Source organism: Streptomyces sp. ISL-36, assembly GCF_018614205.1.
GTDB lineage: Bacteria > Actinomycetota > Actinomycetes > Streptomycetales > Streptomycetaceae > Streptomyces.
Genome location: NZ_JAGGOS010000114.1, coordinates 13191 through 26575 on the forward strand (window position 1 = coordinate 13191; position 13385 = coordinate 26575).

Here is a 13385-nt window from a genome sequence, read left to right on the forward strand (position 1 = left end):
GCTAGGCTCCCCGACCGGCGTCGGGTCCCTGGTGCGTCGCCGCGCCGGTGTCGTCGAGGACGTCCCGCTTCGTTCCCTTCCCCGGATCCAGAGCGGCGAGCTCCGGGTAGTTCAGGTCGAAGGCCGGCGACTCGGAGCGGATCCGCGGCAGGGTCAGGAAGTTGTGCCGGGGCGGCGGGCAGGTGGTGGCCCACTCCAAGGAGCGCCCGAAGCCCCACGGGTCGTCGACCGTCACGCGCGGGGCGGTCTTGGCGGTCTTCCAGACGTTGTAGAAGAACGGCAGCGTGGACATGCCCAGGAGGAACGCGCCGATGCTGGAAAGGGTGTTGAGGGCGGTGAACCCGTCGGCCTCCAGGTAGTCGGCGTAGCGGCGCGGCATCCCCTCGGCTCCGAGCCAGTGCTGGACGAGGAAGGTGGTGTGAAAACCGATGAACAGCGACCAGAAATGGATCTTCCCCAGGCGTTCGTCCAGCATCGTGCCCGTCATCTTCGGCCACCAGAAGTAGAAGCCGGCGAACATGGCGAAGACGACGGTTCCGAAGACGACGTAGTGGAAGTGCGCGACGACGAAGTAGGTGTCGGTGACGTGGAAGTCCATGGGCGGCGAGGCCAGGATGATGCCGGTCAGTCCTCCGAACAGGAAGGTGACCAGGAAGCCGATGGACCACAGCATCGGGGTCTCGAAGGAGATCGACCCCTTCCACATGGTGCCGATCCAGTTGAAGAACTTCACTCCGGTCGGGACGGCGATCAGGAAGGTCATGAAGGAGAAGAACGGCAGCAGCACCGCCCCGGTGGCGAACATGTGGTGCGCCCAGACGGTGACCGACAGGCCGGCGATCGCGACGGTGGCCGCGATGAGGCCGACGTAGCCGAAGATCGGTTTACGGGAGAAGACGGGCAGGATCTCGGTGACGATGCCGAAGAACGGCAGCGCGATGATGTAGACCTCCGGATGCCCGAAGAACCAGAACAGGTGCTGCCACAGCAGTGCCCCTCCGTTGGTCGGGTCGAAGACGTGCGATCCGAACTGGCGGTCCGATTCGAGGACCAGCAGGGCCGCGGCCAGCACGGGGAAGGCGAAGAGGACGAGCACCGACGTCAGCAGGATGTTCCAGGTGAAGATGGGCATCCGGAACATCGTCATGCCGGGCGCGCGCATGCAGATGATCGTGGTGATGAAGTTGACGGCGCCCAGGATGGTGCCGAACCCGGCCAGCGCGAGCCCCATGATCCACATGTCTCCGCCGACGTAGGGGGTGCGTTCACCGCCGCTGAGCGGCGTGTACGCCGTCCACCCGAAGTCCGCCGTGCCCTGGGTGGTGAACACGCCGGAGAACGCGATCAGGCCGCCGAAGAGGAACAGCCAGTACGACAGCATGTTCAGCCGCGGGAACGCCACGTCGGGCGAGCCGATCTGCAGGGGCATGACCACATTGGCGAACCCGGCGAAGGTGGGGGTGGCGAAGAGCAGCAGCATGATCGTGCCGTGCAGGGTGAACGCCTGGTTGTACTGCTCCGGGGAGACCACCTGCAGACCCGGGCGCGCCAGCTCGGCCCGGATCACCAGCGCCAGCGCCCCTCCGAGGATGAAGAACACGAACGACGTGATCAGGTAGAGGTGCCCGATCTTCTTGTGGTCCGTCGTCGTCAGCCAGGACACCACCACCTGCCCCAGCGACCTCGTGGGCTGGGGGATGGGTGCGACCGGCTCGGTGGCAGTGTCGGTGGTCATAGGAAACCCCTGGACGCGTGATCGGAGAACAGGCGACCGCCCGGCACGGGATGCCGGAGGGTCGAAGGATGTTCCTGTGTCTACCGGTGACGGGCCCCCGAGTGAATGCGCCGCAGGCGCGCGTACGGGTGAACGGGTACGGGTGACCGCGTACGGGTGAACGCGTACGGGTGCAGCCGAAGAGGTGTTCCTGGCCGGGGTTCCCCGCCCGGAGCCGCGCCGCGCCACGCCGCATACCGGGCGGAAGCCCGGGCAACGGCTCACCATGAAGGACCGCTTCCCCGCTTCCTGCGGCCCCGGCGTGCGGGAACCCCTGTGCCACCGGAAGCGGCGCCCCGAGGAACCTGTGAAGGGAGAACGCCGACATGACGCGACTGCCCGGCACCTACGAGTCGTACTGGATGGAGACCGGGGAGGGCCCCCGACATCCCGGACCGCCCGGCGAAGTGGAGGTCGACGTCGCGGTGGTCGGCGGAGGCATCGCCGGCATCTGCACGGCCTGGGAACTGGCCCGCGCCGGACGGAGCGTCGCCCTGCTTGAGGCCGACCGCATCGCCGCCGGAGTCACCGGGTACACCACCGCGAAGCTCTCCGCCCAGCACGGGCTCGTCTACGCCCGGCTGCTCAAGTCGTTCGGGGCGGAAGGTGCTCGGCTCTACGCGCGATCGCAGCAGGAGGCCGTCGAGTACGTCGCCCGTGTCTCGGCGGAGCTGGGGATCGACTGCGACCTGGAGCGCGTCCCGGGCTACACGTACGCCGAGTCGGCGGACGCGGTCGACCAGCTCAGGGCCGAGGCGGAGGCGGCACGCGAGGCCGGCCTGCCGGCGTCGTTCGTCACGGACACCGGCCTGCCGTACCCCGTCGCGGGTGCGGTCCGGGTGGAGCAGCAGGCGCAGTTCCATCCGCGCAAGTACCTCCTGGCGCTCGTCGCCGATCTCGTCGGGCGGGGCGGGAAGGTGTACGAGCGGACCCGGATCGTCTCCCTCCACGAGGGCAAGCCCTGCCGGCTCACCACCGAAGGCGGGGCGGAGATCGTCGCCCGTGACGTCGTCGTGGCCACGCACTACCCGGTCTTCGACCGCGCGCTGCTGTTCTCCCGGCTCGAACCGCACCGCGAACTCGTCGTCGCGGCGGCCATTCCCGCCGACCAGGACCCGCGGGGCATGTACATCACCCAGGAGCAGAACACCCGGTCCGTGCGCACCACGCCGTACGGGGAAGGGCAGCGGCTGCTCATCGTCACCGGGGAGAAGTTCAAACCCGGCGTCGGCGACGTGAGCGAGCGTTACGAGCGACTCGCCGCCTGGACCGAGGAGCGCTTCCCGTCCGCGCGGATCACCCACCGATGGGCGGCGCAGGACAACACGACCACGGACAAGGTGCCGTACGTCGGGCGCTTCCACCCGGGCGCCGAGCACGTGTACGTGGCGACCGGATTCGGCGGGTGGGGCATGAGCAACGGCGTCATGTCCGGCCGGCTCCTCACCGCGCACATCATGGGCGAGGAACTGCCCTGGACCTCCCTGTACGACCCGCGGCGGCTGCACCCCCGTGAGGCGTCCTCCCTCCTCAAGGTTCAGGGGTCGGTCGTCAAACACTTCATCGGCGACCGGCTTCGCGGGTCCCACGTGGACAGCGTCGAGGAGATCGCGCCCGGTTCCGGCGCCGTCGTACGGGTGGGCGGGCGGCGCTGCGCGGTCTACCGCGACGAGAGCGGCACGGCCCACGCCGTGTCGGCGCGCTGCACGCACCTGGGCTGCCTCGTCCACTTCAACGACGCCGAGCGGTCCTGGGAGTGCCCCTGCCACGGATCGCGGTTCGGCACCGACGGCGCCGTGATCCAAGGCCCCGCCGTCCGCCCTCTGGAGCCCCGGCCCCTCCCCGGCGAGTCCGAGGTGTCAGACGTGTCCGACTGACCGCGGCCGGGCATCGTGCGGACACCGACACCGACCGGACGGCGGCGGCCGGACCGCCGCCGCCGTCCGCGCACCCCGCGGCCGCCACGTACGGCGAGGAAAGCTCAGGGCCGCACCTCGAAGCCGCCGCGCCCGTCGAACCGCACCTCGCGGACGGTGTCGAACCCGTCCGCCGACGACGGTCTGCGCAGCCGCTTCAGCGTGGCCAGGACCCCGACGTCGGGGACACGGTCGCGGCTCCCGCGGGCTTCATTGCGCCGCAGCGAGCCCGCGAGGTCCGGGGGGAACCAGTAGGCCGTCACCGTGGCGCCGTGGGCGTGGGCGAGCTCCACCAGCGGGCCCCACTCCTGCGGCGAAGGGTTGGTGTTGTCGACCGCCACCGACCTCCCGGCCGCCAGGGCCTCCCCCGCCAGGCGCATCTGCCGCTGTTGCTTCTTCCGCGCGCCGCGCGGGAACAGGTCCTTGCTCACCAGCTCGTACCGGCCCGCCAGGCACTGCTCGTAGAAGGTGGACTTCCCCGACGCCTGCAAGCCGACCAGCACGGCCACGTCCCTCACGGCTGTCACCCCTCAGCGCACCCGACCCCGCGGCTTCAGCGGTGTCGCGGGGAGTTCCGGGGCCGGAAGCGGCGCGCCGTCGTACCCCTTCACCTCGCCGAACCTGGTGCCGTTCATCCACGCCTCGCGCGCCTCTTCGATGTCCTGCTGGGACCGTCCGATCCAGTTCCAGAACATGACGATCTCCTCCTCGAACGGCTCGCCGCCCAGGAGCATCAGGCCGGCGTCCGAGACCGCGCGCAGCGGGAGTTCCGTACGGCCGCAGCCGAGGTAGAGCATCGAGCCGGGCAGGACCGGGACGCCGTCGACGTGCGCCTCGCCCGACATCGACAGGACCGCGTACTCGAAGTCCGGCTCCAGGGGGAGGTTCGCCTCCGCGCCCGCGGCGAGGGTCAGGTCGGCGCCGACCAGCGGCGTGTAGGTCGCACCGGGTGACACCGCTCCGTCGAGCGCGCCGAGGATCACCGTGGCCGTGAGGCCGGGAGCGGTGACCTGTGGGAGGCTCGCGTGGTGCTGGAAATGCGGTTCCACATGGCGGTGGGCGTCCGGGAGCGCCACCCAGAGCTGTGCGCCGTGGAGGAAGCGGGCGTGGGACCTGGGGCTCTCCTCGGAGTGGGAGATCGCCCGGCCCGAGGTCATCAGGGCCAGCTCGCGGGGGCGTACGGTCTGGAGGCTGCCCGTGCTGTCGCGGTGCAGGATCTCCCCCTCGTGGAGCCAGCTCACCGTCTGGAGCCCCATGTGCGGGTGCGGCGGGACCTGCATGCCGGGCTCGTCGGCGATGTCGTCGGGACCGTAGTGGTCGACGAAGGCCCAGGCGCCCACCATGCGGCGGCCCAGGTTGGGGAGCAGGCGGCGGACCTCGGTCGATTCGCCGAGCCGGACGTGACGGGGGCCGAGGAGTTCCCGCACCGGTTCGGCGACGACGAAACCACGGCCGCCGCAGACGGTGAGGGTCGCCTCACGATCAAGATTGCTCATGGCGCTCAACCTATTCCTGTCCGGGGAGGAGCTGGGGCGTGCCCACGCGACAATATTAGTGGAATGTTCAACGATATGGGTCTGTTGACGGAGGTGCCGCCCCCAAGAATGGCAGGCGGAGCCGGTGGTCGGACGCACGGCGAGGGAGAGACATGAACGACACGTACTACGAGTTCGGAACGGCCGGCGAGCGCTGGGACCGCGCCCAGCTCTTCTTCGAGACGAAGGAATACCTGACGGCCGCCCGCATCCTGCGCGGTCTGGTCGCCGAGCACCCCGACCAGACGGCCCAGCGCCTGCTGCTCGCCCGCGCCTACTACCACTCCGCACAGCTCGCCCGTGCCGAGAAGGAGCTCCGAGCCGTTCTGGACCGGGACCCGGTGGAGCAGTACGCCCGGCTGATGCTCGGCCGCACGCTGGAGCGGCAGGGCCGCGCCGCCGAGGCCGCGCCCCATCTGCGGCTCGCGGCCGCGATGGCCGGCGAGACCCAGGAGTGACCCGCCGCTCCAGGGGCGCGGCCCGGCGTGTGCCGCGCCGCGCGTCCCGGCCCGTTCGGTAAGGTCCTCGCGGGAGGTTCGAACCATGCGTACGGGACGGCTGGGACGCGGCACCATGCGAGCGGGAGGTGCCCTCGCGCACCTGCTGCTCGTCGTGGTGCTCGCGCTCGGCGTCTTCGTGATGCACGCGGTGGGCCACCCGGAGGGCTCTTCGGACACGGCGACGACCGCCATGGGCCACGCCCCCGACGCCGGACCGGCGGCAGCCGTCGACACGGGTCACCCCTCGACTCACGGCCACCGGGCGAAGGACGGGGCACCCACCTCCTCCTCGCACGGTCCGGGCACCGGTATGGACATGTCCACGCTCTGCGTGGCCGTGCTCGGCATCTGGGCGCTCGCCCGGCTCGTCCTCGCCGCTCTGCGCCGTCACCCGGACCGGCTGGTCCGGCTGCTCGGCCGGCTCACGCCCGCGCTGGGGCCGAACGCCCCGCCGCGCCGGCCTCCCGACCTCGCTCAGCTGTCCATCCTGCGGATCTAGGCCGATCCCGCCACCGCGGGCGCCTCGCGCTGCCCGCGGACACGTCCCTTCGGCCCTTTCCGCGCGTACGCCGGTCGCGTACGCCGTACCGACAGCACACGAGGTGTGACACCCATGCGTACCTTCACCCACCCCACCGCCCGGAAGCTCGCCCTGGCAGGCGCCGTCGCCGCCGCCGGTCTTCTGCTCTCCGCCTGTGGCACCGACGACGACACGATGAGCGGAATGGACCACGGCGGCACCACCTCCGCCGCGCCCTCCGCGCCCTCCACGTCCGCCACGCCGTCCACGTCCGCCACGGCGGCCGAGAGCCCCGCCCCGGGTGCGTTCAACGACGCGGACGTGATGTTCGCGCAGATGATGATCCCGCACCACCAGCAGGCCCTGGAGATGGCGGGGCTCGCCGAAGGGCGGGCCGAGGACGCCGACGTCAAGAAGCTCGTCGCCGACATCGAGAAGGCCCAGGATCCCGAGATCCGGAAGATGAAGGCCTGGCTCAAGGGCTGGGGCAGGCCCGAGTCCGCCGGTCACGGCGACCACGGCGGCCACGGCATGGCCGGGATGATGTCCGAGCAGGACATGAAGGCTCTCGAAGCGACCAAGGGCAAGGCCTTCGACAGGAAGTTCGCCGAGTTGATGATCGCCCACCACGAAGGGGCGGTCGAAATGGCGAAGTCGGAGCTGAAGGACGGCCGCAACGAGACGGCCAAGAAGCTCGCCGACGACGTGGTACGGACGCAGTCCGCCGAGGTCGCTCAGTTGCGGAAGATCCTCGACCGACTCTGACCGTCACCCTGGGGCGGCCCCTCACCGCGAGGGGTCGCCCCAGGCACGAGGGCGTCAGTCGCCCGCCCGTGTCAGGACCACCTCACCGCCGACCACGACGGTCTCCGCCACCGTGCCGGGGATGTCCTCCGGGTCGACGCGGAGGATGTCGCGGGAGAGGACGACGAAGTCGGCCAGTTTGCCGACGCTCAGCGAACCCCGCTCGTTCTCCAGGAAATTGGCGTACGCCGACCCCATGGTGTACCCCTCGACGGCGGTGGCGACGTCGATCGTCTCCTCGGGCGTCCAGGGCTCCCCGCCGCCCGCGAGCGGGCGGCGGGTGACGGCCGAGTAGATGCCGACCATCGGATCCATCTCGGCGACGTTCCAGTCGCTGGACAGGGCGAGGACCGCCCCGGCGGTGTGCAGGCTGCGCAGGGGCCACGCCTTGTGCCAGCGGTCGGGGCCGATGTTCTCGGCCCAGTCCTGGCCGGGACCCGCGATGTCGGGGGCGGCGTGCCGGGGCTGCATGCAGGCCACCACGCCGAGTGCGGCGAAGCGCGGGGTGTCGGCCGGGTCGAGGCATTCGACGTGGACGATCTGGTGGCGGGCGTCGCGCGGCCCGTTGGCGGCGCGGGCGCGGCTCACGGCGTCGAGCACCGTGCGGATGCCACGGTCGCCGGTGGCGTGGACGAAGCACTGGAAGCCGCGGGCGTCGAGGCGGGTGAGCAGCTCCGCGAACTCCTCCGGCGGATAGAAGGTCTCGCCGCGGTGGTGCCCGCACCCGGCGTACGGCTCCAGGAGCGCGGCCGTGCGGGGTTCGACGACATCGTCGATGTAGAGCTTGAGCGGTCCGACGCGCATCCGGTCGTCGGCGAACCGCCGTGCCGCCTCGGCGAATGCGTCGAGGTCGGCCTCGGTGGTCCCGCGTGGGTGGAAGAGGGCCGCGACGATCCGGGAGCGGAGCCGGCCCTCGGCGCGGGCGCGTTCGAAGAGGGCGAGGTCGTCGAGGGAGTTCTGGGGTTCGACGACGGTGGTGATCCCGTAACCGATGGCGTCGTCGAGGCTCTTGGTGAGCCTGCCGTACTGGCGGTCGGGTGCGGCCCAGGGCACGCCGAGCTCGCGCAGGGCCCGGTGGCCGTCGCGGGAGAGGCCCTTGACGGCGAAGTCCTTGACGAAGCCGGTGGGTTCGCCGCTGTCGGGGTCGGTGGCGGCCTCACCGAACGGCAGGCTGGTGCGGCCCTTGCGGATGCCGAGCCGGTGCAGGGCGGCGGTGTTGAGCCAGACGGTGTGCACGTCGTAGCTGAGGACGAGCGCGGGGGTGTCGCCGGTGACGGGGTCGAGGTCGGCGGCGGTCGGCATGCGGCCGCCGGGGATCGCCGAGTAGTCGAAGGCCTCCGCCTCGATCCAGGCGGCGTCGGGGTGGGCCGTCCGCCAGGAGGTGATCCGTTCGTGGATCGCTTCGAGGGTCCGGGCGCCCGCGAGTTGGACGCAGGAGTCGTCGGAGCCGAGGCGCACATGGTTGTGGGCGTCGATGAACCCCGGGAGGGCGAGCCGTCCGCCGGCGTCGATGATCCGGGTGTCGGGTCCCGTCCAGGCGGCCGCGTCGGTGCCGGCACCGAGCCAGACGATCCGGCCGTCGCGTACGGCGAGCGCCTCGGCCTCGGGCAGTGCGGGGTCGACGGTGTGGATGCGGGCGCCGGTGAGGACGAGGTCGGCGGGGGCACTGCTGTTCATGCGGAGGAACTTCCTTGTCGTGCGGGGGTGTCAGGGCTGGGCGGGCGTGAGGGCGCGGCGCGCGAGGAGGACGTACACGAGCGCCGAGACCGCGGCGCCCAGCAGGGTGAGGTCGGCGCCGCCGAGCGGGGCGACGAGCGGGCCGGTCCAGAGCTCGGAGTCGCAGGTGAGGGCGGCGAAGACCATGCCGGAGAGGAGGGCGGTGAGGCCGGCGGGGTGCCATCCGCCGCGGTACCAGTAGGAGCCGCGCTCCCCCGCGTGCAGAGCGTCGGAGTCGTAGCGGCAGCGGCGCAGCACCATGTCGGCGAGGAAGACGCCGCCCCAGGGCGCGAAGACGATGATCAGGAGCGAGAGGAAGGAGAGCAGCGAGGTCGTGAAGTCGGTGAGGAAGAGGGCGCCGAGCGAGCCGAGCGCGGTGACGGCGGCGCTGATCACGATGGCACGGGCGCGGCTCCAGGGGATGCCGAGCACCTGGAGGTTCAGGCTGGAGGAGTAGAGCGTGATGATCGAGTTGGTGACCGAACCGCCGAGGACCAGGGCGAGGAAGAGCGGCTGGAACCAGCCGGGGAGCAGCCCTTCGGCGCCCGCGACCGCGTCCGTCATGTCGGCCTGGGTGGCGGCGGCGACGCCCGCGACGCCGAGGGCGACGGAGGAGAGGAAGCCACCGAGCCCGCCGCTCCAGGTGAGTGCCCGCAGGGTGGCGGTGCGCGGGAGGTAGCGGGTGTAGTCGGCGGGCATCGGGACGTACGAGAAGGGCCCGGCGAGCATCACGACGAAGGCGAGGCTCCAGCCGGAGGCTCCGGGTCCGGCGGCCGGGGCGGCGGTGTCGGCGCCGGGCAGGACGAGGATCAGCAGGACGGCGAAGCCGACGGCGAGGGCGTAGGCCATCCAGCGCTCGGCGAACTGGACGGTGGCATGGCCCCACAGGGCGACAGCGAAGGTCATCGCGAGGGTGACGGCCAGGGCGAGGGCGCGGGCGGCGTGGCCGCCGCTCCAGCCGAGGTCGGCGAGGAACGCTTCGAGGGCGAGGGTGCCGACGACCGTGTTGACGATGGTGTAGCCGATGGAGACGACCCAGTTGAGCAGTCCGGCCGGCCAGTTGCCGAGGACGCCGAAGGCGGCGCGGGAGATGACGAGTGTGGCCGTGCCGGTGCGGACGCCGCTGAGCCCGGCGGCGCTGATGGCGAAGAAGGAGAGGCCGCCGAGGACGACGACGGCGGTGGCCTGCCAGAAGGAGAGGCCGAAGGCGACGGCGAGGGCGCCGTTGATCACATAGGTGAAGGTGAGGTTGGAGCCGAACCAGAGCCAGAAGAGGTCCTTGGGGCTGCCGTGCCGTTCGGCGTCGGGGATGGGGTCGATGCCGTGGCCCTCGACCTGGAAGACCTCGTCGCGGCCGGTGTCCGCCGCTCTCGCCTGCTGCGCCATACCCACTCCCCCAGAGTTTGAATGCCGTTCTAGAACTTAGAACGGCATTCAAGATGTGGGAGAGGTGGGCGCCCCGTCAAGACCTCGGCGGCCGCGGTTAGAGTCGTGACCGTCGGTACGGGACGAACGGACCGCCCGTACCGGGGCGATGGAGGCGGAACGGGTGGCAGGGGCAGCACGACGGCGCGACGGGCACATCACCCGGGAGCGGATGCTCGAGGAGGCCATGACGGCCATCGCCGAGGACGGCCTGGCGGGGCTCACCATGGCGGCGCTCGCGGAACGTCTGGGCACGAGCGGTGGCCACATCCTGTACTACTTCGGCAGCAAGGACCTGCTGCTGCTCGCCGCCCTGCGCTGGAGCGAGGCGGCCTTGGCCGAGGAGCGCGGGGCGCTGCTGTCCCGGCGGCTGACGGCGGAGCGCAAACTGGACCTCTTCCTGCGGCTCTACCTTCCGCGCGGCCCCCGTGACCCACGCTGGATGCTGTGGATCGAGCTCTGGGCCCGCACCCCGGCGAACGACTCCCTGCGCGAGGCCCAGCGCGATCTGGACCGCGGCTGGCAGGACGACCTGGAGGCGCTGCTCGCCAAGGGGGTGGCGCAGGCCCGTTTCGCACCGATGGACGCGGCCGAGGTGACCGCCCGGGCCTCCGAACTCCTCGCGATGCTCGACGGGTTGAGCACGCGCGTGGTGCTCGGCCAGGAGTCCGGGCGCGACGCCCGCCCCGCACTGGAGACGGCCCGTGCGGCGGCGGGGTTGCTGGTTCCGCGGGCGTGAGGCGGCCTGGGAACGGGCACGGTCGGCATTGCTTCCCGCCCCGACGAGGGGGAGTTCAGCCGTCGCCCGGCGGATCCTGCCAGGGTCGGGGCGCGATCGGGGTGAACGGCCAGTCCAGGGGGTCTCGGTGGTGGCGGGACTGGTCCGCGTTCCAGAGGATCTGTTCGGCGTGGAGCACGGGCCGGGACAGGCGGGCCAGCGCAGGGTAGGAAGCGCCGATCACCTGGGCGAGGCGGAGCGTGGCCTCGGCGTCGGAGGCCGCGTCGCCGGGGCGGTCGTGCGGGACGCCGTACCACGCGGTGACGGCTTCGAGGGAGCGACGGCCGGGGCGGTAGCGGTCGGCGTGGCGGTCCAGGACGAGCGGGTCGCAGACGGGGGCCAGGCCGCCCGGGAGACGGTCGGCCGGCGGGGTCACTCCGTGGCGCAGGAATTCGGCGTGGAGGAGGGTCAGTACGTGCGGGGCGAACCAGACGACCAGGAGCTCCTTGGCGGCCAGGTGGTCGACGAGCACGGTGGCGAGTTCGGCCAGGGCACGCGGGGCGGGCACGCCCTCCGCCCGCGCCCGCTCGATGGTGATGTCGTGTCCTTTGCCGGGCGCCACGGAAAGTGGATCGGAGCCAGGATCCAGGAGCCAGTCGCGGCTCGTGCCGTCGCTGACCCGGACGGCGGCCGTGAGCACGCGGTCCACCGCCGCCCGGTTGCCGGTGGTCGTGATGTCCAGTGCCATGAGGCGGCGGCGGTGCCAGCCCGGCAGGTCCTGGCGGGCCGGCGGGGCCGGTTCCCGGTCGTGCTCAGGGTGGAAGACCTCCCAGCCGCCCGTCGGACCGTGCCGGAGCACCCCGGTCCCGGCCGCCACCACGGCCCCGCAGACGGCGCACGGCCCGTCGTAGTCGTTGCTCAACCGCGGGGCACCGGCGCTCATGACGTGCCCGTACCGTCCCGATCGCCCCGGCCGTCCCGGTCGCCTCGGCCGTCCCGGTCGCCCCGGCCGTCCCTGTACGCCTCCAGGAGCCTCAACCAGGCCTCGCTCAGCGTGGGATACGCCGGGACGGCGTGCCAGAGGCGTTCGATCGGCACCTCTCCTGCGACGGCGATCGTCGCCGAGTGGAGGAGTTCGCCGATGCCCGGGCCGACGAGCGTGACGCCGAGGACGGTCTCGCGGTCCAGATCGACGACCATGCGGGCGTGACCGCGGTAGCCATGGGCGTACAGACCGGCGCCCGCCACGGCCGCGAGGTCGAGGTCGACGGCGCGGGCGCGGTGGCCGGCCTGCTCGGCCTCGGCCAGGGAGAGGCCGACCGAGCCGGCCTCCGGGTCGGTGAAGACGACCTGGGGCACGGCGGCGTGGTCGGCGGTCGCCGCGTGCGCGCCCCAGCGGTCGGTCTCCAGAGGGGAGACGCCGGTCGCGCGGGCCGCGATCGCTGCCCCGGCGATCCGCGCCTGGTACTTGCCCTGATGGGTCATCAGGGCGCGGTGGTTGACGTCTCCGACGGCGTAGAGCCAGTCGCTGCCGGTGACCCTGAGGCTGTCGTCGACGGGAAGCCAGGAGCCCGGCTCCAGGCCGACCGTCTCCAGGCCGATGTCCTCGGTGCGGGGGACCCGGCCGGTGGCGAACAGGACCTCGTCGCCCTCGACATGGTCTCCGCCGTCCAGGACCACGGTGACCGGTCCGGTCCCCCCGTCCCGTACCACCGCGGTGACCGAGGCGCCGGTACGGACGTCCGCGCCGCGCTCGGTGAGCGCGTCGGCGACGTGCTCACCCACGAAGGGTTCCATCCGGGGCAGCAGCCCCTTGCCCCGTACCAGGACCGTGACGCGTGAGCCGAGCGCCTGCCAGGCGGTCGCCATCTCCGCGGCGACCACTCCCCCGCCCACCACGACGAGGCGGCCCGGGACGCGGTGGGCGCTGGTGGCCTCACGGCTGGTCCACGGCCGGGCACCGGTCAGCCCGGGCAGTTCGGGAAGGGCCGCGCGGGTTCCGGTGCAGACGGCGACGGCGTGGCGGGCGGTGAGGAGGTGCCGCTCGCCCTCGGGGCCGTCGACCGCCACCTTGCGGGCGCCGCGCAGGCGGCCGTGGCCCCGGTAGAGGTGGGCGCCGGTCGAGTCGAGCCAGCCGACGGCGCCGTCGTCCTTCCAGTTCGAGACGTAGTAGTCGCGGTGGGCGAGCACCGCTGCCGCGTCCAGCGGCCCCTGGACCAACTGGCGAAGGCCCGGCACCTTGCCGGCGTCGGAGCGGGCGATGGCCGGGCGGAGCAGCGCCTTGCTGGGCATGCACGCCCAGTACGAGCACTCGCCGCCGACCAGTTCGCTCTCCACCACCGCCACGCTCAGTCCGGCCGCCCGGGCCCGGTCCACCACGTTCTCACCGACCGGCCCCGCTCCCAGGACCACCACGTCGTACTCGTGCTCCACCGCTCGCGTCATGGGCCCCAGTCTGGCGGCAGGCCGCGCCCGGT

General features: G+C 72.0%; 12 protein-coding genes. 5 read left to right on the forward strand and 7 right to left on the reverse strand.

Annotated elements, in window-relative coordinates:
• Position 1: 1 nt before the first annotated feature.
• Positions 2-1735, reverse strand: a complete 1734-nt coding sequence (gene ctaD / locus J7E93_RS27435) for a cytochrome c oxidase subunit I (protein WP_215072647.1) — start codon at positions 1733-1735, stop codon at positions 2-4.
• 365 nt (positions 1736-2100) lie between these two features.
• Here ctaD and J7E93_RS27440 point away from each other — a divergent pair, with 365 nt between their 5' ends.
• The gene (locus J7E93_RS27440) at positions 2101-3651 is read left to right on the forward strand and encodes an FAD-dependent oxidoreductase (protein WP_215072648.1); all 1551 of its coding nucleotides are present in this window, start codon (positions 2101-2103) and stop codon (positions 3649-3651) included.
• A gap of 104 nt (positions 3652-3755) precedes the next feature.
• Here the strand turns inward: J7E93_RS27440 and J7E93_RS27445 are convergent, their stop codons facing one another.
• Both J7E93_RS27445 and J7E93_RS27450 read right to left on the reverse strand, forming a co-directional pair.
• Positions 3756-4208 carry an ATP-binding protein gene (locus J7E93_RS27445; protein WP_308368803.1) on the reverse strand — a complete coding sequence of 151 codons (453 nt, stop codon included), beginning with the start codon at positions 4206-4208 and terminating at the stop codon, positions 3756-3758.
• Between the two features lie 12 nt (positions 4209-4220).
• Positions 4221-5186: a pirin family protein gene (locus tag J7E93_RS27450; RefSeq protein WP_215072649.1), complete on the reverse strand. Its 966-nt coding sequence runs from the start codon at positions 5184-5186 to the stop codon at positions 4221-4223.
• Between the two features lie 152 nt (positions 5187-5338).
• Between J7E93_RS27450 and J7E93_RS27455 the strand changes: the two genes are divergently transcribed.
• From J7E93_RS27455 to J7E93_RS27465, 3 genes are all read left to right on the forward strand, one after another.
• Entirely contained in the window at positions 5339-5683 is a 345-nt protein-coding gene (locus J7E93_RS27455) for a tetratricopeptide repeat protein (protein ID WP_215072650.1), read from the forward strand.
• 85 nt (positions 5684-5768) lie between these two features.
• A complete protein-coding gene (locus tag J7E93_RS27460; protein WP_251067177.1) occupies positions 5769-6224 on the forward strand; it encodes a DUF6153 family protein in 456 nt (151 codons plus the stop codon).
• Positions 6225-6338: 114 nt separating this feature from the next.
• Entirely contained in the window at positions 6339-7010 is a 672-nt protein-coding gene (locus J7E93_RS27465) for a DUF305 domain-containing protein (RefSeq protein WP_215072651.1), read from the forward strand.
• 54 nt (positions 7011-7064) lie between these two features.
• Here the strand turns inward: J7E93_RS27465 and J7E93_RS27470 are convergent, their stop codons facing one another.
• Together J7E93_RS27470 and J7E93_RS27475 are read right to left on the reverse strand one after the other, a co-directional pair.
• The gene (locus tag J7E93_RS27470) at positions 7065-8726 is read right to left on the reverse strand and encodes an amidohydrolase (protein WP_215072652.1); all 1662 of its coding nucleotides are present in this window, start codon (positions 8724-8726) and stop codon (positions 7065-7067) included.
• Between the two features lie 30 nt (positions 8727-8756).
• Positions 8757-10151 carry a cytosine permease gene (locus J7E93_RS27475; RefSeq protein WP_215072653.1) on the reverse strand — a complete coding sequence of 465 codons (1395 nt, stop codon included), beginning with the start codon at positions 10149-10151 and terminating at the stop codon, positions 8757-8759.
• A gap of 163 nt (positions 10152-10314) precedes the next feature.
• Between J7E93_RS27475 and J7E93_RS27480 the strand changes: the two genes are divergently transcribed.
• Positions 10315-10929 (forward strand): TetR/AcrR family transcriptional regulator, encoded by a 615-nt coding sequence (locus J7E93_RS27480; protein ID WP_215072654.1) that lies wholly within the window; start codon positions 10315-10317, stop codon positions 10927-10929.
• A 55-nt stretch (positions 10930-10984) separates the two neighbouring features.
• Here J7E93_RS27480 and J7E93_RS27485 read toward each other — a convergent pair whose 3' ends face one another.
• Positions 10985-11851, reverse strand: a complete 867-nt coding sequence (locus J7E93_RS27485) for a 3'-5' exonuclease (protein ID WP_215072655.1) — start codon at positions 11849-11851, stop codon at positions 10985-10987.
• The gene (locus J7E93_RS27490; protein WP_215072656.1) at positions 11848-13353 is read right to left on the reverse strand and encodes an NAD(P)/FAD-dependent oxidoreductase; all 1506 of its coding nucleotides are present in this window, start codon (positions 13351-13353) and stop codon (positions 11848-11850) included. The genes J7E93_RS27485 and J7E93_RS27490 overlap by 4 nt, the downstream gene beginning before the upstream one ends.
• Positions 13354-13385: the final 32 nt, after the last annotated feature.

Bases quoted from the DNA above. Each gene is read 5' to 3' on its own strand.
- J7E93_RS27460 (WP_251067177.1), top strand. From the start codon at position 5,769: ATGCGTACGGGACGGCTGGGACGCGGCACCATGCGAGCGGGAGGTGCC.
- J7E93_RS27470 (WP_215072652.1), bottom strand. From the start codon at position 8,726: ATGAACAGCAGTGCCCCCGCCGACCTCGTCCTCACCGGCGCCCGCATC.
- J7E93_RS27485 (WP_215072655.1), bottom strand. From the start codon at position 11,851: ATGAGCGCCGGTGCCCCGCGGTTGAGCAACGACTACGACGGGCCGTGC.
- J7E93_RS27455 (WP_215072650.1), top strand. From the start codon at position 5,339: ATGAACGACACGTACTACGAGTTCGGAACGGCCGGCGAGCGCTGGGAC.
- J7E93_RS27465 (WP_215072651.1), top strand. From the start codon at position 6,339: ATGCGTACCTTCACCCACCCCACCGCCCGGAAGCTCGCCCTGGCAGGC.
- ctaD (WP_215072647.1), bottom strand. From the start codon at position 1,735: ATGACCACCGACACTGCCACCGAGCCGGTCGCACCCATCCCCCAGCCC.
- J7E93_RS27490 (WP_215072656.1), bottom strand. From the start codon at position 13,353: ATGACGCGAGCGGTGGAGCACGAGTACGACGTGGTGGTCCTGGGAGCG.
- J7E93_RS27440 (WP_215072648.1), top strand. From the start codon at position 2,101: ATGACGCGACTGCCCGGCACCTACGAGTCGTACTGGATGGAGACCGGG.
- J7E93_RS27450 (WP_215072649.1), bottom strand. From the start codon at position 5,186: ATGAGCAATCTTGATCGTGAGGCGACCCTCACCGTCTGCGGCGGCCGT.
- J7E93_RS27475 (WP_215072653.1), bottom strand. From the start codon at position 10,151: ATGGCGCAGCAGGCGAGAGCGGCGGACACCGGCCGCGACGAGGTCTTC.